The organism is Lentzea sp. NPDC006480 (assembly GCF_040611995.1).
Classification (GTDB): Bacteria; Actinomycetota; Actinomycetes; order Mycobacteriales; family Pseudonocardiaceae; genus Lentzea.
Window position 1 is genome coordinate 1 of sequence record NZ_JBEXPJ010000139.1, and the last position, 24,093, is coordinate 24,093.

Sequence of the window (24,093 nt, forward strand, 5' to 3'; positions counted from 1 at the left end):
AACCGAGCCGCTGTCCGCAAGGTGCACACGCAGGACCTGGACCTGGTCGGGATCGCAGTGCACGGCCAGAAGAACGCCGTCGACAAGATCTTCACCAGCTCTGGTTGGCACCACCGTGGCAGTCCCAGATCTGCACCCTGGTGCCGGAACCGGCGTTGTTCGGCGCGTCCAGGCACTTGCCGCTCACCTGCAGCGCCTGGCCGTTCTGGCGGAACTGCTGGTTGGCGTTGGTGTGGCAGTCCCAGATGATCAACTGGGTGCCGTTGGCCGTGCCCGCGCCGGTCACGTCGAGGCAGCGGCCGGAGCCCTCGCCGCGCAGCCGGAACGTGGTCGGGTCGGGCGGCGGTGTGGTGGTGGTCGTCGGGCCGGGGCCACCGTCGAACTGGGTGATGAACTTCCAGGCCTCGCCGGAGGTCCAGGTGCGCCAGCCGTCACCACCCGAGTCGATCGGGCCGGGGGTGTGCCCGCCGTCGAACGCGGCCCACACCACCGGGTAACCCGCGCGGCAGCCGCTGTAGTTGGTGATGATGTGCGTGCGGCTGCCCGCGTTCGGTTCCGGCGCGTTCTGGGCGGTGCACCCGTTGTTGCGCACGAACCTGTCGCGCAATCCGCGGCCCAGGCCGATGTTGAGCACGTTGTCGGTCACGCCGTGGATGCCCATGTAGGCGATGGGATCGTTGCCGCCGCTGCAGCCGCTGAGCTCGGCGCCCGAGTAGGCCACGACGGCGCGGAACACCTTGGCGCGGGCGCAGGCGATCGCGTACGACATGCCGCCGCCGTAGCTGAAGCCACCGGCGAAACGCTGGGCCGTGTCGACGCACAGGCCTGCTTCCAGTTGCTTCATCATGTCGTCGATGAACGTCAGGTCCTGGCCGCCGGGGTTGGCCCAGCCGTTGCCGTTGCCCTGCGGTGCGACGAAGATCGTGCCGTTGTTCGCCGCGTCCGCGAGCTTGCGCAGGCCGTAGTACGACCAGTTGTAACCGTCGGTTCCGCCGGAGTCGACGTCGCCTGCCGTGCCGCCGCGCCAGTGCAGGCCGACGTACAGCCGGTACTGGCGGTTGCTGTCGTAGTTGGCCGGCACCCGCAGGATGTAGGTGCGGTTCTGGCCGCCCGAGTTGATGGTGTGCTGGCCGCTGGTCAGGGCGGGTGGCTTGCCGCACCCGGCCGTGCCCGCCGCCGCGCCGACGTCGCCGGGGGTCGTCCCGCCGAGCGCGATGCCCGCCGCGCCCAGGAAGACCACCGCGCTGGCGGCGGCCAGGGCGATCACGATCCTATGCCGGGACATGGCAGGGCCCCTTGTGCTGTTGGAACATCGTTGTCCCTTCCTCTGCTGACCGCTAAGCCTTGGCCCAGCGCTGGTTGGTGCCGCCCTGGCAGGTCGCGACGGTGACGGCCGCGCCGTTGCCGGTGCCGCCGGAGGTGAGGCAGAGTCCTGTCTGGACACTGGTGATCGTGCTGCCGGCGATGTTCCAGTTCTGGTTGGCGCCGCCGTGGCAGTCCCAGATCTGGACGCGGGTGCCGGAGACCGCGTTGTTCGGGACGTCGAGGCACTTGCCGGTCACCTGGAGGGCTTGACCGTTCTGGGTGAACTGCTGGTTGGCGTTGGCGTGGCAGTCCCAGGTGATCATCTGGGTGCCGTTGGCGGTGCCGGCGCCGTTGACGTCGAGGCAACGACCGGAAGCCTCGCCGCGCAACCGGAACGCGGTCGGCGTGGGAGTCGTGTCACCGGTGAAGAACTTCCACACCTCGCCCTTGACCCAGCTGCGGGCACCGCTCTCACAGCCCGCGCACCCGTCCACGGGACCCTGCTGGTGGCCGCCGTCGAACGGGGCCCAGACCACCGGATAGCCCGTCCTGCAGCCCGAGTAGGCCGTGGTGATGTGCGTGCGGCTGTTCGGTCCGGGTTCGGGGGCGTTCTGCGGGGTGCAGCCGTTGTTGCGGACCCAGCGGTCGCGTTGGCCGCGTCCACCGCCGATGTTGTCGTTGATGCCGTGGATGCCCATGTACGCGACGGGTGCGGTGCCGCCCGCGCAGCCGCTGATCTCGCCGGGGCTGGCGATGGCGGCGATCGCGCGGAATACGTTCGGGCGCGAGCACGCGAGCGAGATGCTCATCGAACCGCCGTAGCTGAAGCCGAGCGAGAAGAGCTGCGTGGTGTCGACGCAGAGGTCGTTCTCGATCCGGCTGATCATGTCGTCGGTGAACCTGACGTCCTCGCCGCCCGAGTTGCCCCAGCCGTTGTTGAGACCCTGTGGCGCGACGAAGATCGTCGAGTTGTTCGACAGCTGCTTGAGGCCGTAGTGGGCGTAGACGGCGCCGTCGCTGCCGCCACCCGCCACCTGGTCGGAGGTGCCGCCCAGCCAGTGGAAGCCGAAGATCAGCCGGTACTGCCGGGTGTTGTCGTAGTTGTCCGGGATGCTCAGGATGAACGAGCGGTTCTTGCCGCTGCTCTGGATCGTCTGGTTGCCGTTGCGCAGCGTCGGCGCCTTGCCGCAACCCGGAGTTCCGGCCAGTGCGGTGGGATGCGCCTGGGCGACGGCGGCGCCGGAGAGGAGCAGCGCTGCCGCCGCGATCAGCGACCCCGCCCATCGGTAGATGTTGTTCATTCGCATGGGTTCTCTCTCGTCATGGTCAGGCGACTGCGCAGGTCTTGCCGTTGAGGGCGAACGAGGTCGGTGCCGCGGCGTCGCCGGTGTGGGTGGCCTGGAAACCGACGGTGATGGACGCGTTCGGCGCGATGTCGGCGTTGTAGTTCACGTTCTTGGCCGTCACCTGGCCGGAAGCGGGGGAGTAGGTGGCGCTCCAGCCGGACGTGATGTTCTGGCCACCGGGCAGGGTGAAGGTCAGCGACCACCCGCTGATCGCCGCGGTGCCGGTGTTCGTGATGGTGATGTTCGACGTCAGACCGGTGTTCCACGCGTTGATCGCGTCGGAGACCCTGCAGTCCGCGTCACCGGGCGGATTCGAGGTCGTGGTCGGGCCGGGGCCACCGTCGAACTGGGTGATGAACTTCCATGCCTCACCGGAGGTCCAGGTCCGCCAGCCGTCGCCACCCGAGTCGATCGGGCCTGGCGTGTGCCCGCCGTCGAACGCCGCCCACACCACCGGATAACCGGGCCGGCAGCCGCTGAAGTTCGTGATGATGTGCGTGCGGCTGCCGGCACGGGGTTCCGGCGCGTTCTGCGGTGTGCAGCCGTTGTTGCGCACGAACCTGTCGCGCATGCCCCGGCCCTGGGAGATGTTGAGCACGTTGTCGCTCACGCCGTGGATGCCCATGTAGGCGATGGGGTCGTTGCCACCACTGCACCCGCTCAGCACTCCGCCGGAGTAGACGACGACCGCGCGGAACACGTTGGCGCGGGCGCAGGCGATCGCGTACGACATGCCGCCGCCGTAGCTGAAGCCACCGGCGAAACGCTGGGTCGTGTCGACGCAGAGGCTGTTGTCCAGCAACCGGACCAGGTCGTCGATGAACGTCAGGTCCTGGCCGCCGGGGTTCGCCCAGCCATTGCTGTTGCCCTGCGGTGCGACGAAGATCGTGCCGTTGTTCGCCGCGTCCGCGAGCTTCCGCAGCCCGTAGTACGACCAGTTGTAACCGTCGGATCCACCGGTGTCGACGTCGTTCGCGGTGCCGCCCAGCCAGTGCAGGCCGACGAACAGCCGGTACTGGCGGTTGTTGTCGTAGCCGGCCGGCACCCGCAGGATGTACGAGCGGTTCTGGCCACCGGTGCTGATGGTGTGCTGGCCGCTCGTCAGAGCCGGCGCCTTGCCGCAGCCCGCCGTCGCACCTGCCTCGCCGGGAGTCGTGCCGCCGAGTGCGATGCCGGCCGCGCCGAGGAAGACCACGGCGCTCGCGGCCATGGCGATGACGGACCTATGCCGGACCATGGCGCGGCCCCTTGTGCTGGGGGAACATCGTTGTCCCTTCGGTTCGGGTCACACTGCTTGGACCTGGAATCGCTGGTTGTCCGCGCTGGTGGGGCTCCACTGGGAGACGCGGGCGCCGTCGGCGGTCGAGGCGCTCCAGACGTCCAGGGCGAGGTTGCTCTGCCGGTTGACCAGGCTGATCACTCCGCCGCCCTGGTCGACCACCCGCCACTGCTGGCTCGTCGCGTTCGTGTCGGCCTGCTGGGTGACGTCGGCGCCGGTGCTGGAGCTCGCGACCTGGAGCACCAGGCCGCTGTGCCGGGCCCGGACGCGGTAGTAGCCGCCGCCGGAGTCGACGAAGTCGAACTGCTGGTTGAGCCCGCCGGTCTGGGGCCACTGCTGCAGCAACGCGCCGGGTGCGGTGGAAGCGCCGCTGATCTCGATGACCTTCCCGCTGTGGCGTGCGACGAGCCGGTAGTTCACGCCCGGCCGCACTCCTGGTCCCGCGCCCTGGCCGGTCGCACGGTAGGTGTGTCCTGTTTGGACGGCGAACTCGGCCACGTCGGCTTCCGGCCTGGCCGGCTGGACCGCCGTGCCGGTCGTGATGTCACGCAGCTCGAAGGTCCCGCCGAAGATCCGGTTGCGGACGCGGACGGTGCCGTCGCGGTCCGGTGTGACGGACAGGGTGATCGCGCCGTCCGCCGCCCACGTCGCGCCGACGGTGTACCCGCCGCGTCCGCGCAGTCCCGTGACGCTGCCCGCGGGCCAGGCCGGCGGCACCGCGGGAAGCACGTGCAGCTCACCGTTGTGGCTGTGCAGCAGCATTTCCGCGATGCCGGAGGTCGCGCCGAAGTTGCCGTCGATCTGGAACGGCGGATGCAGGTCGAACATGTTGGGCGCGAGCCGATCCGTGGTCACCAGGGACCGGAGCAGGTCGTGCGCCCTGGTGCCCTCCTCGAGCCGGGCCCAGTAGTTGATCTTCCAGGCGAGTGACCACCCGGTGCCGGCGTCGCCGCGCAGCTCCAGCGTGCGGCGGGCAGCGGTGTGCAGCTGGGGAGTGCCGCGCTTGGTGATCTGGTTGCTCGGGTGCAGGCCGTACAGGTGGGAGACGTGCCGGTGGTTCTGTTCGGTCTCCACCCAGTCGTAGAGCCATTCCATGACGTTGCCGCGCGAGCCGACCTTCGTCGGGGCGAGCCGCTGTCGCGCCGCCCGCACCTGCGTCCGGAAGTCGGCGTCGACACCCAGCACCTCGGACGCGCTCGCGCAGCCGTCGAACAGGTCGCGCAGGATCTGCATGTCCATCGTCGGCCCGGCGCACACGCTCGCGTTCGCGTGGTGGTTGAGCTCGGGCGAGTTCGACGGATTCGTGACGAGATGGCCGAGACTCGGCTCGGTGACGAGCGTGTCGAGGAAGAACTGCGCGCATCCCTTGAGCGCCGGGTAGTACGTGCGCAGGAAGGTGACGTCACCGGTGAACCGGTAGTGGTCCCAGATCATCGTCGAGAGCCACGCCCCGCCCGTCTGCCACATACCCGCCGCCGCGAAGTCGACGACCGAGGAACCGCGCCAGGCGTCGGTGTTGTGGTGCGTGACCCAGCCGCGGGCGTTGTACTGCACCTGGGCGGTGCGGGCGCCGGTCACGGTGAGGTCGTTGATCATGCGGAACACCGGCTGGAAGCACTCGCCGAGGTTGGTGGTGTCCGCGGGCCAGTAGTTCATCGGCAGGTTCGCGTTGATCGTGTACTTCGAGTCCCACGACGGTGCCATCTGGTCGTTCCAGATGCCCTGCAGGTTCGCCGGTTGCGTGCCGGGGCGTGACGACGAGATCAGCAGGTACCTGCCGTACTGGAACAGCAGCACGGAGAACTGCGGATCGGGGGTGCTCGCGTGCCGGGTGATGCGGACGTCCGTCGGCTGGTCGGCCGCCGCAGTGCGCCCGAGGTCGAGCGTCACCCGTCCGAACAACGCCTGGTAGTCGGCGACGTGCCGGGTCCGCAGGGTGTCGAACGCGAGGCCCTGCGCGGCGTTCAGGCGGCTGCGGGCGATGCCCTGGTAGTCGCCGTTGACCGTGCGGAAGTCCACGTAGCTGGTACCGATGGAGATCAGCACGGTCACCGCGTTGGCGTTGCTCACCCGCAGCGTGCCACCGGAACTGGTGACGGAACCGCCGTCCGCCACGACCTTGGCCAGCGCGAGGAACCGGACCGTGCCGGAGATTCCACGCTGGTCACCGGAAACACCGTCCAGCGCGATGGTCGTGCCGTCCGGGCTGGACGTCGTGGTGCGCTGCGGTGAGCCGAACGTCGCGGTGAACGAGATCGAGCCCGGTGTCTCCGCGGTCAGGCGCACGACGATCACCTGGTCCGGCGCGCTGGCGAACACTTCGCGCCGGTACCGCACGTTGTTCGCGGTGTAGCTGACGACGGTCGTCGCTGTCGTGAGATCGAGTGAGCGCTGGTACCCGGTCGCGGTCGCGGACGGCAGCGCCAGCTTGAGGTCGCCGACCGGCTGGTAGGCGAGCTGCCCGGCCGGACTGCCCAGCATCGTCTGGTCGATCAGCGACTGCGCCTGCGTCCACTGGTTGGAGAACACGAGCTGCCGGATCTGGGCGAGCGATCCGGCACCCCGCGGGTTGCTGTAGTCGTGCGGACCGCCCGCCCAGACGGTGTCCTCGTTGAGCTGCAGGCGTTCGGTGTCGGTGTTGCCGAACACCATCGCGCCGAGCCGGCCGTTGCCCACCGGCAGCGCGCGCAGCCAGTCGGAACCCGCCGGCCGGTCGTACCAGAGCGAGAGATCGCCGGCCGCTTGTGCGTTCGTCCCGGCTGTCCACCCCGCCCGCGTCAGCACAACTCCCGCGCCGAGCTTGATGAGCTGCCGTCGGTTCAGGTCGGACATGCCGTTCCTCCAATGGTTTTCCCGATCAGCCCACGGCGCACCGCTCGCCGTTGAGCGTGAACTCGCCGGCGGCCGCGCTGTCACCGGTGTGCGTGGCCTGGAAGCCGATCTGCACCGACCCGTTCGGCGGGATCTGTGCGTTGTAGTCGGCGTTGCGCGCGGTCACCTCGCCGCTGGTGGGGGAGTAGTTCGCGCTCCAGCCACTCGTGATGGTCTGTCCGCCTGGCAGCGTGAACCGCAGTTGCCAGCCGTTCACCGCGCCGGCGGACGTGTTGGCGATGGTGATCGTCTCGGTCAGGCCGGTGTTCCAGGCGCTGACCGAAGCGGTGACCTTGCAGCCTCCGGCAGGCACCGGCGTTGTTGTTGTGGTGGTCGTTGTCGTTGTGGTGGGTGGCTTGTCCAGGCCCAGGAAGGCGATGGAGTACGCGAGCATCCCGGCCATCGGCAGGCTGTGCCCGGTGCCCTGGATGCTGATGCCCTCGATGGTCGCCGTCGTACCGGTGGTGCCGTACCGGGTTCGGGTCCAGCTCGGCTGCGGCTGGTCGGTGGACACCGGCGTCCTGCTCACCCCGTGCAGGTTCGTCCACTGGTCGAGCTCCTCGCCGAAGTTCGGGTACGCCAGCGTGGTGTCGGTCGTCCCGTGCCACAGCTGCATCCGCGGGTACCGGCCGGTGTAGCCCGGATACATGGCCCTGGCCTGGTCACCCCACTGCTGCGGGGTCTTCAGCAGGTTCCCGCCCGAGCACTGGCTGTTCCACAACGAGCCGTTCGTCGTCGCGAAGCAGCCCGCGGGAACTCCGGAGAACGCCGAACCCGCGCTGAACACGTCCGGGTACTGGGCGGCCAGCACGTTGGTCATCATCGCGCCGGACGAGAACCCGGCGACGACGATGCGGGCGGCGTCCGCGTTGTAGCGCTGGCGGGCGTACGACACCATCGACATGATCCCGGTGGAGTCGCCACCTCCGTTGCGCCGCAACGCGTTGGGGGTGGACACGTCGAAGCAGTGACCGTCCCTGGTGGCCTCCGGGTAGACGATCACGTACCCGAGCCGGTCGGCGGCGGTGACGTAGTCGCGTCCGTTGCCGTTGTGCACGGCGCTCGCGGAACCGCCGCAGAAGTGCACCATGACGAGCATGGCCGGGCGTGGCGCGACCCGGTCGGGCACGTAGACGTACATGTTCAGGCCGGTCGGGTTGGTGCCGAAGTTCGTGACGCGCGTCAGCGACGCGGCCTGTGCGGGTGGCGGCACCAGAGAAAGCGCGACGGCGGCGATCAGGAGCACCAGCGCCGCGATGAGCGCCATGAGCCCGAACCTGTCCGGGCACGACCTGGTGTTCATGATGCCCTGCCGAACTGCCACCAGTTCGCGTTGAGCAGGTAACCGTTGCCACCGCTGAACCTCAGGTAGAGGTCACGGGTGCCGGTCAGCCCGCTCACCGGGCAGGTGACGGTGGTCCACGTCTGCCAGCCGCCGGTGTTGGGCACCGAACAGCGACCGGCGAGCGATCCGTTCGGGCCGCCGCTGCGGACCTCGACGGAGCTGCCGGCGACGGTGGACGCGACGCGGGCGGTGAAGGTCGTTGCGCCGGAACCGAAAGCGACGTTCTTCACCTTGATGTAGTCACCGTTGTTGATGAAGCCGACATCCATGCCGCCTTCCGCGGAGACCTCGGTCTCGATGCCGCTGCCCCAGCCGATCGTCTCGGCCTCCTGGCGCACATAGGGGTTGAGTGTGTCCGCGGCCGGAGGTCCCGCCGTGCTCATGTTGATCGTCGGGATCGTGCCGTCGGCGTTGTAGCTGAACTTCTCGACCGCGACGGAGCGGGTGAAGCCGCCACCGCCCGGCAGGGCGCCGTTGTGGTAGAAGAAGTACGAGCTGCCCTTGAAGTCGATGATGCCGGGGTGGTTGGTGAAGCTGCTGCCCTGCGTGGGCATCACGGTGCCGCGGTAGGTCCACGGGCCGGTGGGGCCGGGAGCCGTCGAGTAACCGATGAACTCCGAGCAGCACTTGGCCGCGAAGACGTTGTAGTACAGGCCGTTGCGCTTGTAGACCCACGGACCCTCCTCGTAGAGGGTGGGCCGGTTCGGGTCGCCGGCGCGGGTGCCGAAGCCCGCCGTGGTGAGCGGAATCCGGTTGACGCCGCCGGAGTAGGAGATCATGTCGGTGTTGAGCCGGACGTACGACAGGTTCGGGTTGCCCCAGTACAGGTACGCCTGCCCGTCGTCGTCGATCATGACCGTGGGGTCGATCTCGCCGTTCTCCACCAGCGGGCGGCCGAGGGCGTCGCGGAACGGGCCGGTGGGGCTGTCGGAGACGCCGACACCGATGGCCGGGCGTCCGCTGGCCTTGGTGACGACGGGGACGTACCAGTAGAACTTGCCGTTGCGTTCCACGGCCTGGCCCGCCCAGGCGTCCTGCTTCGCCCAGCTGAACGTGGCGAGGCTCATGGGTGAGCCGTGGTCGGTCCAGTTGACCATGTCGGCCGACGACCAGACCCGCCACTCCTTCATGGTGAACCAGGTCGAGTTGTCCTCGTCGTGGCCGGTGTAGAGGTAGACCCGTCCGTTGTGGACCAGCGGCGCCGGGTCGGCGGTGTAGATGTGCTGCACGATCGGGTTGTCCGCGCGCGCCGGGGCGAGCACCGTCAGAACCAGGCCCACCGCCGCGGCGATGGTCGTCCAGAACCTGCGTTTCGTGGCCATCATCGTCTCCTGCGAGGGCAGGGGGAGGCACCCGCGGACCGGGCTGTCCGGCCGATCCGCGGGGCGGTCCTCTCCGGTTGGGTGGTGCTGGTGCGTCAGCCGGCCGCGCAGGACGGGTTGAGCCCCGATCCGTTGCCGGTGCCCTGGAAACCGAACTCGGTGGACTGGCCGGCGGGCACGTTGGCGTTGTAGTCCACATTGGTCCAGCTGACCGTGCCGCTGGTGCCGCTGCGGTTGGCGCTCCACGAGTTGGTGACCGTGCCGCTCGACAGGGTCGTCGTGACCCGCCAGCCGTGCAGGGCAGCGGACCCGGCGGTGACCTTGATCGTGGCGACGAACCCTTCTGCCCACTGGTTCAGCGAGACCGTGGCGGTGCAGTCGCCGGGGCCAGGACCGTTCGACGTGGTGGTCGTGGTCGTGGTGGTCGTGGTCGTGGTGGTCGTCGTCGGACCGGGGCCGGCCGCGTTCAGCGCGTCGAGCACCGCCGTGTATGCGGGCTTCTTCGCGCCGGAACCGGTGAACAGCAACGGGTTCTCGCCGCCGCGCCACGAGTCGGTGTCGCGGATGCCCCACGTGGTGATGCCGGCACAGGCGCGGACGGCCATGCAGGCCTTCGTCACGACACCGTATGCGTTCGCCTGCTGGTTGCCGGCGATGTCGAGCTCGGTGATCTGCACCTCGACGCCGAGGTCGGCGAAGCGCTGGAGGTTCGCCTGGTAGTCGCCCGGCGGGTTGTTGGTCAGGTGCGACTGGAACCCGACGCAGTCGATCGGCACACCGCGGGACTTGAAGTCGCGCACCATGTTGTAGATGCCGGTGGACTTCGCGTTGACGCCGTCGGTGTTGTAGTCGTTGTAGCAGAGCTTCGCGCCGGGATCGGCCGCACGGGCCGCGCGGAACGCCGCCTCGATCCAGTCGTTGCCGGTGCGCTGCAGGTTCGAGTCGCGCCGGCCACCGCTGCCGCCGTCGGCGAACGCCTCGTTGACCACGTCCCAGGCGTAGATCTTGCCCTTGTAGTGGGTGGCGACCTGCGTGACGTGGTTCATCATGGCCTGGCGCAGGTCGGAGCCTTCCATGCGCTGCGCCCAGCCCGGTTCCTGCTGGTACCACAGCAAAGCGTGGCCGCGCACCCGCTTGCCGGTGCTCACCGCCTGGTTGAGGATCCGGTCACCGCCGGAGTAGTTGAACTGGCCGCGGTTGGGTTCGGTCGCGTCCCACTTCATCTCGTTCTCCGCGGTGACCATGTTGAACTCGGTGTTCAGCAGGTTCACGTAGGTCTGGTCGCCCAGCTTGCCCGCCGCGACGGCGGTGCCGAAGTAGCGGCCGGACTGCGCGGCGGCGGCGCCCAGAGTGGTCGCCGCGTTCGCGGTGGCGGTCACGACGAGCGTGGCTCCGAGTGCCACCGCCGCGACGGTCGAAATGATCGGGACAAGTGACACTGACCTCGATGTCAGTTTCATCTCCACACTTTCTGGCGAACGTGCCCGGAATACGGGCATGGCGGGCAGGACGATCCGGTCGCACCTGGTGCGACCGGAACCGCCAAGGTGTTGTGCCGCAGTCACCCGCGGCGCACACCCAAGCGACTGAGAACGCGCCGTGGTGGAGTGTGGCAGCTCAATGTTCACGCTCACAAGAAGGGGTGGAGTACTCAACGGGAAGATTGAGCTGAACGGACTAGGAAAACAAGGGAGCGCTCCCAATCTGCATGTCGAATGCAGTCGAACGCGTTCAGGTCAGGTCTGGGGAATCGATTTTGCTAAAGTTAGCGCTAACATTTTTAGCGTTGACGGCCCTTGGTGCCCTGGCTAGGTTGACGGCCGTCTGAACCCGCTTTCCCCGGCGCTCGCCCGCCGTTGTGCGAGAGCGCTCTCATGCTCGTGTCCCGAGAGGCGGCAAGATGACCCGGTGGAAGTTTGCGAGCGGCGCGTGCGCCGCTGTCGGCGTGCTCGTGGCGGGCACCGCGGCCTTGGCCGTCGGTGGCGTCACGGTCAACGCCGCCGAGTCGGCGTTCTACGTCGATCCGATGAGCTCCAGCGCCAGATGGGTGGCAGCCAACCCCGGCGACTCGCGGGCGGCGGTGATCCGCGACCGGATCGCCTCGGTGCCGCAGCCACGCTGGTACACGACCACCAACACCTCGTCGATCCGTTCGGAGATCAGCTCGTTCGTCGGCGCGGCCGCCTCGGCGGGGAAGATCCCGATCCTGGTGGTCTACAACATCCCCAACCGCGACTGCGGCGGCGCGAGCGGTGGCGGAGCGCCGTCGCACCAGGCCTACCGCGCGTGGGTGGACGAGATCGCGGCCGGGCTCGGCGGGCGGGCGGCGACGATCGTGCTGGAACCGGACGTCCTGCCGATCATGAGCAACTGCCAGAACGCGGACCAGCAGAACCAGACCAAGGCGTCCATCGCCTACGCGGGCAAGAAGCTGAAGTCCGGGTCCTCGCGGGCCAAGGTGTACTTCGACATCGGGAACTCCGCGTGGCTGAACCCGGCGGAGGCGGCGAACAGGCTGCGGGGCGCGGACATCTCGAACAGCGCCGACGGCATCTCGACGAACGTGTCGAACTACCGCACGACCTCCGACGAGGTGAACTACGCGAAGAACGTGCTGAACGCCGTCGGCGACGGCCGGCTCAAGGCCGTGGTGGACACCAGCCGCAACGGCAACGGCCCGCAGGGCACCGAGTGGTGCGATCCTCCCGGTCGCGCGATCGGCACCCCGAGCACGGTGAACACGGGTGACTCCAGGATCGACGCGTTCCTGTGGGTCAAGCTGCCGGGGGAGTCGGACGGCTGCATCGGACCGGCCGGGCAGTTCGTGCCACAGCGGGCCTACGAGCTGGCGATGGCGGCAGGGCCGATCACCACGACGACCACGACCACGACCACGACGACCACGACGGGCAACAACCCCGGCGGCGGCTGCCTCGCGAGCCATCGCGTGGTCAGCCAGTGGCAGGGCGGCTACACCGGCGAGATCGTGATCGAGAACCGGGGCTCGGCGGTCAACGGGTGGACCTTCACCTTCTCGGCTCCCGGCGTGACCGTCACGAACGGCTGGAACGGGACGTGGACCGACACCGGTGACGTGGTCCGCGTCGTCAACGCCGACTGGAACGGTTCGCTGCCGGCCGGTGGCAAGCTGACCCTCGGGTTCAACGCGAACCACAACGGGTCCGCGCCGCCGTTCGCGTCACCGGTGTTGAACGGCACCGCCTGCTCCTGACCTCCTGGCGACAGGGAGAAGAAGACGATTGCCCGTCCCGGCCGGGACGGGCAATCGTCCTTTGTGGACGAGATCAGCCGCGCAGAGTCCACTGCTGGTTCGTGCCGCCGTGACACGTCCAGAGCTGGATCTGCGTGCCGTTCGCGGTCCCGTTGCCGCTGGCGTCGAGGCACAGCCCGGACTGCGCGCCGGTGACGCTGCCGTCGGCGTTGAGGTTCCACTGCTGGTTCAGGCCGCCGTGGCAGTCCCAGAGGATCGCCGCGGTGCCGTTGGCGGTGCCGCCTCCCGAGGCGTCCAGGCACTTGCCGCCGATCGTGAACTGCTTGGCGGAGGTGTAGTTCCAGCGCTGGTTCGCGCCGCTGCCGCAGTCCCAGAGCCTCGGCCTGGTGTTGTTGCTCGTGGCGGCGACGTCGAGGCAGCGGCCCGACTGGGTGCCGACGACGGTGACGTTCTCGCGGCCGCCGCCACCGCCGCCGCCCGGTCCGGCGTTCGCCATCACGGCCTGCGCTCCGGCCGGCCAGTTGCCGTTGGAGACCACGACGTTGTTGTTGACGACGTTGCCGCGGTCGCCGTTGGAGATGTTGCTGCTGCCGTTGCTCGACCAGTTGCCGGTGAGCGTCCAGTTGCCCATGTTCTCGCCGCCGCCGTAGTTCGCGGTGGCCCAAGTGCCGGTGGCGGAGAAGACGTTGCCGGTCGCGCGGTAGTACTTGGAGCCCTCGTCGAAGTAGAGGCCGAACCACCCGTTGGTGCGCAGGCAGTAGTTGCCGCTGATGTCCGCGTTCGGGTTCCAGCCGAGCGTGTAGATGCAGCCGCCGTCGGTCATTTGCTGCATCACGTCGTGGACGTAGTTGTTGACGATCTTGTTGCCGGACGCGGTGGTCGGGGTGCTGTACCGCGGCTGGTAGTTGTAGAGGCCGCGGTTCGCGTAGTGGTTGCTGCCGCCCGCGTCGTTGGAGCCCCATCCGTAACCGACGTTGATGCCGGAGTACGGCAGGTTGTAGATCTCGTTGTTGGCCACGGTCCCGTTGGTGACGTACGTGTTGAGCACCGACACGATGCCCCGGTACTCGAGGCCGAGGTCGTGGATCCTGTTGTAGCTCACGGTGATGTCGCGGTTGACCATCCGCTGGTCGCTCGGGTGGTGCGCGTCGGCCTGCACGCCACCGACGACGACTCCGCCCGCCGAGTTCTGGGCGATCTCCGAGCGGGTGATCGTGATGCCGGACGCGCCCAGGCCGACACCGCTCGCGTGCGCGTTGGCGTCGTTGCCGATGCCGATCGCGGTCTGCCCGAGGTTGACGAAACGGGAGTCGGTGAAGGTGATCCCGCTGGCGGCGGAGATCTGGACGGCGGCGGGCATCTGGGACCAGTGCGGCCGGACCGCCTCGAACGCCTGACAGCCGCTCTTGCACGAGTTCAGCCGGTCGGCTGGCCAGTTCCAGTTGCCGGAGATGTAGGCGCCGGTCTGCTGGTCGGCGAAACCCTGGTTGCTGCTGGGGCCGAGCCACGAGGTGCCGGTGAAGGTGATCCCGCTGAACGAGATGTCGTGCGCGGGCGCGTCATAGGTGCCGCCCACGTCGACCAGTGACTGCAACGCAGGCAGCTCCACGCTGACGTTGCTCATGTTCTGCCCAGGGCGGGGGATGTAGTAGAGGACGCCGGTGCCGGGGTTGAGGTACCACTCGCCCGGTGAGTCCAGGAACTCGTACGCGTTCGCCAGGTAGAGCGGTCCGGCGCGGAACGGGTTGTTGAGCGTGTCGTAGCCGAAGGTGTTGTTGTTCCAGGCGGGTTGCTGCATCGTGAGGAAGTTGCCGCCGATGCTCTGCACCGGCGAGTACCTGTCGGTGAACGAGTTGACGCTCTCCACCTCGACCCGGTTCTGGTTCGCCAGGTTGTTCAGGTAGCTCAGGGCGCCGTTCGAGAATCGCATGCCGGTGTCGGTGAAGGTGAAGTCGGACCGGTTCACCTGCGTTCTCGCCCGAGTCGCGACCGTGCCGTCGACGTAGAGCTGGCGGCTGTCGAGACCGGTGCCGACGTTCGCGCGGTAGATGTTCTTCCCGGCGTCGGCGACCGACCACCCGGTGACGGCCCTGGCGCCGGTGATGACGGGACGGGCCGACGCGGCGGCCTGCCAGCGCACGCGGAACCCGTTGCCGCCCGAGTCCGCGGCGGTGAGCCGGAACGGTTGCGACAGCCGGTAAACCCCGTCGGCGAGCTCTACGACGATGTCACCGGTCATCGTGCCGTTGCGCGACCGCACAGCGCTTTGCGCCGCTGGAAGTGAGCACGGTTCGGCGGCGGTGCAGGCGGTGCCCGTGCCCGTGGGGGACGCGTGGAGGGTCGTGGTGTCGGCGGAGGCAGGGGGAGCGGTGGCGATCGCGGTGGTGACCACCGCGACGGCCGCGAGTGCGGCCCGCCGCAATGACGAGGACGTGGACAAGGGACCTCCCGAGGTGTTCGGCTGGATCAACCGGTCCTGGCGGAGGAAGCGGGCCGCGGCACCCTCAGTCCACAGTGGACGATATGTGGAGTGGTCGCCGGGAGAGCAGGGCGGCGAACCGGAGTGGGCGCTGCTGCAGCGCGGCTCACTTCTCCGGGAGAAGCCGGCCTGTCCGGCCGGAGGGTGAATCAACGCGAACGTAACTCGTATGACGTGTGACGTCAATGGTGTTACCTATAATGTGGCACCCGGATCGACAGGCGGCGCAACGGAGTCGAACATGACAACGACAGGTCGGCAGCCGGACACGTCCACCACTGCGGGATGGACGCGGAGACCGGCCAGCCTCGCCGCGGCGGTCACCGCGGAGCTGGTGCAGCGGATCATCCGCGGCACCTACGGCGAGGGTGTCACCCTGCCGCCCGAGCCGGTGCTCTGCGAGACCTTCTCGGTGAGCAGGACGGTGATCCGCGAGGCGGTGAAAGTCCTGCAGGAGAAGGGTTTGGTCCGGGTGCGCCAGGGCTCCGGCACGACCGTCAACCCTCCGGTGATGTGGAACATGCTCGACGAGCAGGTCCTCGCCGCCGCGATCGCGGAGGACGAGAGCCTCGCGGTTCTCGACGACCTCGTCGTGACCCGGCGGTTGCTGGAGTCCGACATGGCGCAGGTCGCCGCGCGCACCGCCGGCGACGAGACCGTGGCACGGTTGCGGGAACTGGTGGGCCGGATGGACGAGCTCGTCGACGACGTCGCCGCCTACGAGGAGCACGACCGCCTCTTCCACGACACGATCATGCAGGCGTCCGGGAACCGCCTCGCCCGCGGTGTCGTGCGCTCGCTGGAGGGCCAGGCCATCAACACGGCCGGCTACCGAGGCGAGAGCAGCCGCGACCTGTGCCTGGCGTCGAACGCCGGGCACAGGCACATCTGCGAACGCATCGCCGCCAAGGATCCGGCCGGTGCGGCGGACGCCATGTTCACGCACATCACCGAGGCGTGGCTGGTGCGCCGTGGCGAAGCCGGGGATCCCAGTCGTCTGAAGAGGTGAGAGCGCTCACCGAACGACCTCTCCGCCCAGGTCGTTCGGCGAAAACGGTTGCTCGCAGGCATTTCAGGTAACCCGGCCGGCAGATGCGGCCGGGCAACGGGAGGCGGATTCGCGGTGGGACGGACGCGCGTGACACTGGCCGACGTGGCGGCGGCGAGTGGGGTGTCGGTCACGACGGCGTCTCTGGTGCTGACCGGACGGGCGCGGGAGCTCCGCATCTCGACGGAGGCCGAGCGGCGGGTGCGTTCGACGGCGCAGCAGCTCGGCTATCGGCGCAGCTCCCTGACGGCCGGGTCGCGCGCCGGACGGTCGCAGACGATCGGGTTCGTGTCCGACACCGTGGCGTCGTCCGGGTGGGCCGGCGACATGGTCAAGGGCGCGGTGGATGCCGCGTACCGGCACGGGTTCATGTTGTTCGTGGCGGAGTCGGGCGGGGACCCGCTGGTCGAGCGGGCGCTCGTCGACACCATGCGCGACCGGCGCGCGGACGGCGTGGTGTTCGCGTCCACGCACACCAGGACGGCCGCTGTCCCGGACGTCCTGTACGACGGGCCCGCCGTGCTGCTCAACGCCACGCCCGCCACCTCCGCGGCCGTTCCGTCGGTGCTGCCGGACGAGGTGCAGGCGGGCCGATCGGCCGCGCGCGTCCTGGTCGAGGCGGGACACGACCGCGACATCCACCTGATCGGCGCCGGGCCGGGCATGTGCGACATCCCGTCGCACGGCATCGCGGCCGCCGACCGGCTGCTGGGCCTGCGCGAGGTCTTCACGGCGGCGGGAGCGGAGGTCGCCAGCGCGCGCTGGTGTCCGAAGTGGACACCCGAGCACGGCTTCGACGCCACCGCGGAGCTGCTGCGCACGCACCGGCCCAAGGCGCTGGTGTGTCTCAACGACCGCCTCGCGTTCGGGGCCTACCAGGCACTGGCCGAGGCGGGACTGTCGGTGCCGGACGACGTCTCGGTGATCGGTTTCGAGGACCATCCGATCGCCTCGTGGATGCGGCCGCGGCTGGCCACGGTCGCCCTGCCGCACTACGAGCTCGGCGCGTGGGCAATCCGGGTCCTGGTGGACCTGGTCGTGCGGCGCGGGCGCGGCGCCCGCGCGCCGATGATCCACCGGGTGCCGATGCCCGTGCGCGAGGGTGGCTCGGTGGCGGCGCCGCGCGGGGGAACCGGATGCGCACGCTAACAGCGTAAGTTTCGCTGCAGCTTTGCCAGATGGCGCTTGGATCAGTTTCTCTTGTGTCGAACGGGAATTCGACGATGTCGAACGGCCAGAGCTAAAAGTTAGCGCTAACATTTAGCTTTGACCCGGCTGTGTCCGCCTCGTTACGTTGAACGCATGCCTAGCCCGCTCAAAGCGCTGTGCGGAGCCTTGATCGCCGTCCTGCTGACGGCGTCGCCCGCGGTGGCGGAACAGTCCACTGTGGATCCGGTGCGGATCATGCCGCTCGGCGACTCGATCACCCAGGGCGGCTCGATCGGTGGCTATCGGCTCGATCTCGGCACGAAGCTGCGCGCCGCCGGGCGCTCCATCGACTTCGTGGGGTCGTTGGCGGACGGTCCTTCGTCCATGCCCGACCGCAACCACGAGGGTCATCCCGGCTGGACCATCGCACAGGTCGACGCGAACGTCGTGAACTGGCTGCGCACCTACACCCCGCGCACGATCCTGCTGCACATCGGCACCAACGACATGTACGGCAGTGATCCGGCGGGAGCACCCCGGCGGCTCTCCGCGCTGGTGGACAAGATCACCGCACAGGCGCCCTCGGCGGAGGTGTTCGTCTCGACGATCATCCCGATCAGCTTCGCCGACGGGACCGTGCGCAACTACAACGCTGCCATCGTGCCGCTGTTGCGGGCTAAAGCGGCGGCGGGCAAACGGGTGCACGTGGTGGACATGTACCCGGCGGTGCCGGTCTCCGACCTGCCCGACGGCATCCACCCGAACGCCGCCGGCTACGGCAAGATGGCCGCGGTCTGGTTCAACGCGCTGTCGGCCGTCCCCGGCAGCATCGGCGACCCGGCGCCGCCACAGCCCGGCGGAGGGTGCACCGCGACGCCGGCCGTGACTCGTAGCTGGGACGGAGGCTTCCAGGGCGAGGTCACCGTCGCCAACCCCGCCGCGTCGGCCATCTCCGGCTGGACGGTCCGGTTCACCCTGCCCGGCGGCCACACCGTCACCCAGATCTGGAACGGCGTAGCCAGCGGTTCGGGCACGGTCACCAACGCGTCCTACAACGGCACGATCAGCCCCGGTGGCTCCACCACGTTCGGCTTCCTCGCCTCCGGTTCCGGTGCGCCGGCGATCGGCACCGCGACCTGCTCCAGTCCGTGAACCCCGCCCGCAGATCCCTCCGACGCCGAAGGGTGATCATGTTCTTCGCACGACTGTTCGCATCGCGGCCAGCGCGGCTCGTGGTCGCGGCCGCGGTCCCGCTGGTCACCCTGTCCGCGATCACCGCCGTGACGCTGCCTCCCGCGGCAGCCGCGCCGGGGTGTTCGGTGTCCTACTCCGCACCGTCCACCTGGGACGGTGGGTTCACCGCGAACGTCGCCATCACCAACCTCGGTGACGCGATCGACGGCTGGAATCTCACCTGGAGCTTCGGTGCCGGTCAGCAGGTGAAGCAGGCGTGGAACGCCGAGGCGACCCAGTCCGGGGCCCAGGTGACCGCGCGCAACGTCTCCTACAACGCGGCGATCCCGACCGGCGGCAAGGTCGAGTTCGGGTTCAACGGGTCGACGAGCGGCACGAGCAACCCGAACCCCACGGCGTTCACGCTGAACGGCACCCTGTGCACCGGCGACGTCGGTCCCACCACGACGACCACGACGACCACCACGGGCAACCCGCCCGCCGGTAACCTGCCGTCGAGCTTCCGGTGGTCCTCCAGCGGCGCGCTGATCAGTCCCAAGCCGGACTCGGCGCACCCGAACGTCTACTCGGTGAAGGACCCGAGCGTCGTGTACTACAACGGCAAGTACCACGTGTTCGCGTCGGTCTACACCACCGGCTACAACATCATGTACACGAGCTTCACCGACTGGTCGCAGGCCGCCTCGGCGCCGCACTACTACCTCGACCGCACGGCCGTCGGTGGTGGCTACAAGGCCGCGCCGCACGTGTTCTACTTCGCGCCACAACGCCTGTGGTACCTCGTGTACCAGACGGGATCGAACGCGTCGTACTCGACGACCACGGACATCTCGAACCCGTCGTCGTGGTCGGCGCCGAAGAACTTCTACGCGAACGGCATGCCGCAGATCATCCGGGACAACATCGGCAACGGCTACTGGGTCGACTTCTGGATGGTGTGCGACACCGCGAAGTGCTACCTGTTCTCGTCTGACGACAACGGCCATCTCTACCGGTCCGAGACGACGATCGGGCAGTTCCCCAACGGGTTCACCAACACCGTCATCGCGCTGCAGGACTCGAACAAGAACCGGTTGTTCGAGGCATCCAACGTCTACAAGGTCGCCGGGCGCAACCAGTGGATGCTGATCGTCGAGGCGATCGGGTCGGACGGCAGGCGGTGGTTCCGCACCTGGACCGCTTCGGCGATCACCGGTCCGTGGACCCCGCTGGCCGCCGAGGAGTCGAACCCGTTCGCCCGCTCGAACAACGTGACGCTCCCAGGTGGACAGTGGACGCGCGACTTCAGCCACGGCGAGATGATCCGCGCGGGCGTCGACCAGACGATGGAGATCAACCCCTGTCAGCTCCGCTTCCTCTACCAGGGCATCAACCCCAGCGCCGGTGGTGACTACAACAAGCTGCCGTGGAAGCTCGGCCTGCTGACGCAGACCAACTCGACCTGCTGACCCCCACAGACCGACGCCGCCGGGACCCGGATCCCCGGCGGCGTCACCCCTGCCTGAGAGGGACCGACGATGCCCACCCGGCCAAGAAGGCTGCCACACCTCGCCGCCGCGGTGCTGGCGGCGATCGCGACCATCACCGCCGGCCCCGCGCAGGCCGCACCCGGCAGTCCCGCGCTGACCCCGCCGATGGGCTGGAACAGCTGGAACAGCTTCGGGTGCGGCATCACCGAGGCCCAGGTGCGTCAGGCCGCCGACGCGATGGTGTCCTCCGGCATGCGCGACGCGGGCTACCAGTACGTCGTCGTGGACGACTGCTGGTTCGACCCGCAGCGCGACTCCGCGGGCAACCTGCGGCCGCATCCCACGAAGTTCGCGAGCGGGATGAAGGCGCTGGGCGACTACATCCACGCGCGCGGCCTGAAGTTCGGCATCTACCAGGTGCCCAACGAGAAGACGTGCGCGCAGGGCACCGGAGCCTTCCCCGGCGCGACCGGCAGCAAGGGCCACGAGGCACAGGACGCGCGCACGTTCGCGTCGTGGGGCGTCGACTACCTGAAGTACGACTGGTGCTCGGGCGCCGGCACCCGCGACGAGCAGGTCGCCCGGTTCACGATCATGCGCGACGCCCTGCGCGCCACCGGACGGCCGATCGTCTACAGCATCAACCCCAACAGCTTCCACGCCATCACCGGCGACCGGTACAACTGGGGTGAGGTCGCCGACCTGTGGCGCACCACCGAGGACCTGCTGGACATCTGGCAGAACAACAACGTCAACAGCTATCCGATGGGCGTGGGCAACGTCCTGGACGTCACCGCCCCGCTCGCCGTCCAGTCCGGCCCCGGCCACTGGAACGACCCGGACATGCTCGTCGTCGGCCGTCCGGGGTTGTCGCTCACCGAGTCGCGCTCGCACTTCACGCTGTGGGCGTTGCTGGCCGCGCCCCTGATGGCGGGCAACGACATCCGCACCATGTCCGCCGATGTGAGCGCGATCCTGCGCAACTCGCGCCTGATCGCGGTCAACCAGGACCGGCTCGGTGCCGGTGGACGGCGGGTGCGCGACGACGGCAACACCGAGGTGTTCGCCAAACCGCTTTCGGACGGCTCGATCGCGGTCGGGCTTTTCAACCGGGGCTCCGGCACCGCGACCGTGTCCACCACGGCCACCCAGATCGGTCTGTCCGGCAACAACTTCACGCTCACCGACCAGTGGACGGGCGGCACGTCCACCACTTCGGGCGCGATCTCCGCATCCGTTCCGGCACACGGTGTGGCAGCCTTCCGGGTGACCGGCGGCAGCCCGATCACCGGCACCACCGCCCGGTTGCGCGGTGCGGCGTCCAACCGGTGCGTCGACGTGGAGAACGGCTCCACGGCGAACGGTGCCAACACGGCGATCCAGGACTGCGCCACCGCGGCGAGCCAGCAGTGGACCTCGTGGCCGAACGGTGAGATCCGCGTCTTCGGCGACAAGTGCCTGGACGCCAGCAACCAGGGCACCACCAACGGCACCCGCGTCATCAGCTGGCCGTGCAACGGTCAGGCGAACCAGCGCTGGACGGCGGAGGCCGACGGATCGGTCCGCAACGCCAACGCCGGCCTGTGCCTGACCGTGGAAGGCGCCGGCACCGCGAACGGCTCGCGGCTGGTGCTGTGGACCTGCAACGGCCAGTCCAACCAGAAGTGGTCACGATCATGAAGCGTGTTCCGGCGGCGGCTCTCGCCGCACTCAGCCTCGTGGCCGGAGGGCTCGCCGCGAGCACGGCGGCCCAGGCGGCTCCCGGCTGTTCGGTCACCTACGCCAAGACCTCCGAGTGGCAGGGCGGTTTCGGCGCGTCCGTGTCGATCACCAACACCGGTGACGCGATCACCGGCTGGAACCTGGAGTGGACCTACGCCGACGGCCAGCAGGTCGGCCAGCACTGGAACGCCGTGCTCACGCAGAACGGCAACCAGGTCAGCGCGCGCAACGTCTCCTACAACGGTTCCGTGCCGACCGGCGGCAAGGTCGAGTTCGGGTTCAACGGCACGTACTCCTCGGCCAACCCCGATCCGGTGTCGTTCCGCCTGAACGGTGTCGCCTGCGGCGGCGGCGGCGACCCGACCACCACGACCACGACGACGACCACAACGACGACCACGTCGGGCCCGGCGCCCACGTCGTTCAAGAACCCGGTGGTGTGGCAGGACTTCGCGGACGGCGACATCATCCGCGTGGACGACGCGTACTACTACTCGGCGTCGACGATGCACTACTCGCCGGGCGCGCCGATCCTGCGCTCGTACGACCTGGTGAACTGGGAGTACGCCGGGCATTCCGTGCCACGGCTGGACTTCGGCGCCAAGTACGACCTCAGCGGCGGCCGTGGTTACGTGCGCGGGATCTGGGCGTCGTTCCTGAACTACCGCAAGAGCAACAAGACGTACTACTGGGGCGGGTGCGTCGACTTCGCGCAGACCCACATCTACACCGCCGCGGCGGTGGACGGGCAGTGGTCCAAGCTGTCCACCATCAACAAGTGCTACTACGACGCGGGCATGCTGGTCGACGACAACGACACGATGTACGTCGCGTACGGCAACACCCAGATCAGCGTCGCGCAGCTCTCACCGGACGGGAAGTCCGAGGTGCGCTCCCAGCAGGTGTTCCAGACCCCGTCGAACATCGGCACCCTGGAGGGCTCCCGGTTCTACAAGCGGGGCGGTTACTACTACATCTGGGTCACCAGGCCCGCGAACGGCCAGTACGTGCTGAGGGCGTCGAGCCCGTTCGGGCCGTACACCGTCCAGCAGGTGCTGCTGAACATGCCGACCCCGGTGCAGGGCGCGGGAGTGCCGCACCAGGGCGGTCTCGTGCAGACGCAGAACGGCGACTGGTACTACATGGCGTTCATCGACGCCTATCCCGGCGGCCGCGTGCCGGTGCTCGCGCCGATCACCTGGACCGCGGACGGCTGGCCGCGCATCACCACGGTCAACGGCGGCTGGGGCGCGAACTACCCGATGCCGAACCTCCCGCCGCCACCACGCCAGGTGAAACCGATGACCGGGGTGGACACCTTCGAGGGCACCCGACTCGGGCCGCAGTGGGAGTGGAACCACAACCCGGACACCACGAAGTACAGCGTCGACAACGGTTTGCGTCTCTCGACCGCGACCGTCACCAACGACCTGTACAACGCCCGCAACACCCTCACCCACCGGATCCAGGGTCCGTCGTCGACCGCGACCGTCACGCTCGACGTGACCTCGATGCGCGACGGTGACCGCAGCGGTCTCGCGATGCTGCGGGACTCCTCGGCCTGGATCGGGATCAAACGCGACAACGGGCGCAACCGCGTCGTCATGGTCAACGGGCTGACCATGGACGGCAACTGGAACACCACCGGCACCGGCACCGAGGTCGCGAGCGCGAACCTCACCGGCACCCGGATCTGGTTGCGCGCCAACGCCGACATCCGTCCCGGCAGCGGTCGGCAGGCCCGGTTCTCCTACAGCACCGACGGAGTGAACTTCACGTCACTCGGGTCCGGCTTCACGCTGAAGAGCGACTGGCAGTTCTTCATGGGCTACCGGTTCGGCATCTTCAACCACGCCACGCAGGCTCTCGGTGGCTCGGTCGCGGTGTCGCGCTTCGAGCTCTCCACCCCGTGACGTGCGGGTCCCGCATCGGTGAACCGGTGCGGGACCCGCACCTGCGGGCGTTCAACAAGGTGTGCCGCCGCGAACTGGGGGAGTCGCCTCGTGGGGTGCGGGCCGCGCGATGACGCCGTTCTCCCGCAGCGCCCGGTCCAACGCGTGCAGGCCGTGGTGCAGGCGGGACTTCACCGCGTCCGGCGGCAGGCCGAGCGCGTCGGCGAGCTCGGCGACGGTCTCGCGGCGACAGCAGGCGCGGCTGATCACCTCGCGGTGTTCGTGCGCGAGCCGCGACAGCGCGTCCGCCACGAGCCAGGTCTCGCGGTCCACCACGGCCTCCTCACGTGCACCGCCGCGCGCATCGCCGGTGGGAGCAGGTCGCGTTGCTGATGATCGACCTCGATCGCTTCAAGAAGATCAACGACGAGTACGGCCAC

18 protein-coding genes and 1 pseudogene are annotated in these 24,093 nt (G+C 68.7%); 10 read left to right on the forward strand and 9 right to left on the reverse strand.

Annotated elements, in window-relative coordinates:
* Window positions 1-90, forward strand: a pseudogene (locus ABZX92_RS35620) (DUF2000 family protein); the annotation flags it as partial.
* 1 nt (window position 91) lies between these two features.
* Here ABZX92_RS35620 and ABZX92_RS35625 read toward each other — a convergent pair.
* The 7 genes from ABZX92_RS35625 to ABZX92_RS35655 form a co-directional block, all read right to left on the reverse strand.
* Window positions 92-1,285, reverse strand: coding sequence for a ricin-type beta-trefoil lectin domain protein (locus ABZX92_RS35625; protein ID WP_355569463.1), 1,194 nt, complete (start codon window positions 1,283-1,285; stop codon window positions 92-94).
* 52 nt (window positions 1,286-1,337) lie between these two features.
* Entirely contained in the window at window positions 1,338-2,612 is a 1,275-nt protein-coding gene (locus ABZX92_RS35630) for a ricin-type beta-trefoil lectin domain protein (RefSeq protein WP_355569466.1), read from the reverse strand.
* 19 nt (window positions 2,613-2,631) lie between these two features.
* Window positions 2,632-3,888 carry a cellulose binding domain-containing protein gene (locus ABZX92_RS35635; protein WP_355569469.1) on the reverse strand — a complete coding sequence of 419 codons (1,257 nt, stop codon included), beginning with the start codon at window positions 3,886-3,888 and terminating at the stop codon, window positions 2,632-2,634.
* 48 nt (window positions 3,889-3,936) lie between these two features.
* Window positions 3,937-6,762, reverse strand: coding sequence for a glycoside hydrolase N-terminal domain-containing protein (locus ABZX92_RS35640; protein WP_355569472.1), 2,826 nt, complete (start codon window positions 6,760-6,762; stop codon window positions 3,937-3,939).
* A gap of 25 nt (window positions 6,763-6,787) precedes the next feature.
* Window positions 6,788-8,104: a PHB depolymerase family esterase gene (locus ABZX92_RS35645; protein WP_355569475.1), complete on the reverse strand. Its 1,317-nt coding sequence runs from the start codon at window positions 8,102-8,104 to the stop codon at window positions 6,788-6,790.
* A complete protein-coding gene (locus ABZX92_RS35650; protein ID WP_355569478.1) occupies window positions 8,101-9,468 on the reverse strand; it encodes a glycoside hydrolase family 43 protein in 1,368 nt (455 codons plus the stop codon). The genes ABZX92_RS35645 and ABZX92_RS35650 overlap by 4 nt, the downstream gene beginning before the upstream one ends.
* Before the next feature lie 95 nt (window positions 9,469-9,563).
* Window positions 9,564-10,928 carry an endo-1,4-beta-xylanase gene (locus ABZX92_RS35655; RefSeq protein ID WP_355569481.1) on the reverse strand — a complete coding sequence of 455 codons (1,365 nt, stop codon included), beginning with the start codon at window positions 10,926-10,928 and terminating at the stop codon, window positions 9,564-9,566.
* A gap of 440 nt (window positions 10,929-11,368) precedes the next feature.
* Here ABZX92_RS35655 and ABZX92_RS35660 point away from each other — a divergent pair, with 440 nt between their 5' ends.
* Window positions 11,369-12,700: a glycoside hydrolase family 6 protein gene (locus ABZX92_RS35660; protein WP_355569484.1), complete on the forward strand. Its 1,332-nt coding sequence runs from the start codon at window positions 11,369-11,371 to the stop codon at window positions 12,698-12,700.
* Window positions 12,701-12,773: 73 nt separating this feature from the next.
* Here the strand turns inward: ABZX92_RS35660 and ABZX92_RS35665 are convergent, their stop codons facing one another.
* Window positions 12,774-14,939, reverse strand: coding sequence for an RICIN domain-containing protein (locus tag ABZX92_RS35665; protein WP_355569487.1), 2,166 nt, complete (start codon window positions 14,937-14,939; stop codon window positions 12,774-12,776).
* Here ABZX92_RS35665 and ABZX92_RS35670 point away from each other — a divergent pair.
* From ABZX92_RS35670 to ABZX92_RS35700, 7 genes are all read left to right on the forward strand, one after another.
* The gene (locus ABZX92_RS35670; RefSeq protein WP_355569490.1) at window positions 14,926-15,327 is read left to right on the forward strand and encodes a hypothetical protein; all 402 of its coding nucleotides are present in this window, start codon (window positions 14,926-14,928) and stop codon (window positions 15,325-15,327) included. The genes ABZX92_RS35665 and ABZX92_RS35670 overlap by 14 nt on opposite strands.
* A 93-nt stretch (window positions 15,328-15,420) precedes the next feature.
* The gene (locus ABZX92_RS35675; protein ID WP_355569493.1) at window positions 15,421-16,188 is read left to right on the forward strand and encodes a FadR/GntR family transcriptional regulator; all 768 of its coding nucleotides are present in this window, start codon (window positions 15,421-15,423) and stop codon (window positions 16,186-16,188) included.
* Window positions 16,189-16,317: 129 nt separating this feature from the next.
* A complete protein-coding gene (locus tag ABZX92_RS35680) occupies window positions 16,318-17,376 on the forward strand; it encodes a LacI family DNA-binding transcriptional regulator (RefSeq protein ID WP_355569496.1) in 1,059 nt (352 codons plus the stop codon).
* 153 nt (window positions 17,377-17,529) lie between these two features.
* Complete coding sequence (locus ABZX92_RS35685) at window positions 17,530-18,528, forward strand: cellulose binding domain-containing protein (RefSeq protein WP_355569499.1); 999 nt, start codon at window positions 17,530-17,532, stop codon at window positions 18,526-18,528.
* A gap of 38 nt (window positions 18,529-18,566) precedes the next feature.
* The gene (locus tag ABZX92_RS35690; RefSeq protein WP_355569502.1) at window positions 18,567-20,018 is read left to right on the forward strand and encodes a non-reducing end alpha-L-arabinofuranosidase family hydrolase; all 1,452 of its coding nucleotides are present in this window, start codon (window positions 18,567-18,569) and stop codon (window positions 20,016-20,018) included.
* A 69-nt stretch (window positions 20,019-20,087) separates the two neighbouring features.
* On the forward strand, window positions 20,088-21,719 hold the full coding sequence (locus ABZX92_RS35695; protein WP_355569505.1) for a ricin-type beta-trefoil lectin domain protein: 1,632 nt from the start codon (window positions 20,088-20,090) through the stop codon (window positions 21,717-21,719).
* Entirely contained in the window at window positions 21,716-23,674 is a 1,959-nt protein-coding gene (locus ABZX92_RS35700; RefSeq protein WP_355569508.1) for a family 43 glycosylhydrolase, read from the forward strand. The genes ABZX92_RS35695 and ABZX92_RS35700 overlap by 4 nt, the downstream gene beginning before the upstream one ends.
* A gap of 51 nt (window positions 23,675-23,725) precedes the next feature.
* On the opposite strand, the gene ABZX92_RS35705 is transcribed toward ABZX92_RS35700, so the two are convergent.
* Window positions 23,726-23,986 carry a sigma factor-like helix-turn-helix DNA-binding protein gene (locus ABZX92_RS35705; protein ID WP_355569511.1) on the reverse strand — a complete coding sequence of 87 codons (261 nt, stop codon included), beginning with the start codon at window positions 23,984-23,986 and terminating at the stop codon, window positions 23,726-23,728.
* A gap of 14 nt (window positions 23,987-24,000) precedes the next feature.
* Here ABZX92_RS35705 and ABZX92_RS35710 point away from each other — a divergent pair.
* On the forward strand, window positions 24,001-24,093 hold a 93-nt coding region (locus ABZX92_RS35710), incomplete at its 3' end, for a diguanylate cyclase (protein WP_355569513.1).

Excerpts from the sequence above, each read along its gene's own strand:
- ABZX92_RS35665 (WP_355569487.1), bottom strand. The coding sequence starts at position 14,939 with ATGACCGGTGACATCGTCGTAGAGCTCGCCGACGGGGTTTACCGGCTG.
- ABZX92_RS35650 (WP_355569478.1), bottom strand. The coding sequence starts at position 9,468 with ATGGCCACGAAACGCAGGTTCTGGACGACCATCGCCGCGGCGGTGGGC.
- ABZX92_RS35685 (WP_355569499.1), top strand. The coding sequence starts at position 17,530 with ATGCCTAGCCCGCTCAAAGCGCTGTGCGGAGCCTTGATCGCCGTCCTG.
- ABZX92_RS35690 (WP_355569502.1), top strand. The coding sequence starts at position 18,567 with ATGTTCTTCGCACGACTGTTCGCATCGCGGCCAGCGCGGCTCGTGGTC.
- ABZX92_RS35660 (WP_355569484.1), top strand. The coding sequence starts at position 11,369 with ATGACCCGGTGGAAGTTTGCGAGCGGCGCGTGCGCCGCTGTCGGCGTG.
- ABZX92_RS35695 (WP_355569505.1), top strand. The coding sequence starts at position 20,088 with ATGCCCACCCGGCCAAGAAGGCTGCCACACCTCGCCGCCGCGGTGCTG.
- ABZX92_RS35640 (WP_355569472.1), bottom strand. The coding sequence starts at position 6,762 with ATGTCCGACCTGAACCGACGGCAGCTCATCAAGCTCGGCGCGGGAGTT.
- ABZX92_RS35700 (WP_355569508.1), top strand. The coding sequence starts at position 21,716 with ATGAAGCGTGTTCCGGCGGCGGCTCTCGCCGCACTCAGCCTCGTGGCC.
- ABZX92_RS35645 (WP_355569475.1), bottom strand. The coding sequence starts at position 8,104 with ATGAACACCAGGTCGTGCCCGGACAGGTTCGGGCTCATGGCGCTCATC.
- ABZX92_RS35655 (WP_355569481.1), bottom strand. The coding sequence starts at position 10,928 with ATGAAACTGACATCGAGGTCAGTGTCACTTGTCCCGATCATTTCGACC.
- ABZX92_RS35630 (WP_355569466.1), bottom strand. The coding sequence starts at position 2,612 with ATGCGAATGAACAACATCTACCGATGGGCGGGGTCGCTGATCGCGGCG.
- ABZX92_RS35635 (WP_355569469.1), bottom strand. The coding sequence starts at position 3,888 with ATGGTCCGGCATAGGTCCGTCATCGCCATGGCCGCGAGCGCCGTGGTC.
- ABZX92_RS35675 (WP_355569493.1), top strand. The coding sequence starts at position 15,421 with ATGACAACGACAGGTCGGCAGCCGGACACGTCCACCACTGCGGGATGG.
- ABZX92_RS35625 (WP_355569463.1), bottom strand. The coding sequence starts at position 1,285 with ATGTCCCGGCATAGGATCGTGATCGCCCTGGCCGCCGCCAGCGCGGTG.
- ABZX92_RS35670 (WP_355569490.1), top strand. The coding sequence starts at position 14,926 with ATGTCACCGGTCATCGTGCCGTTGCGCGACCGCACAGCGCTTTGCGCC.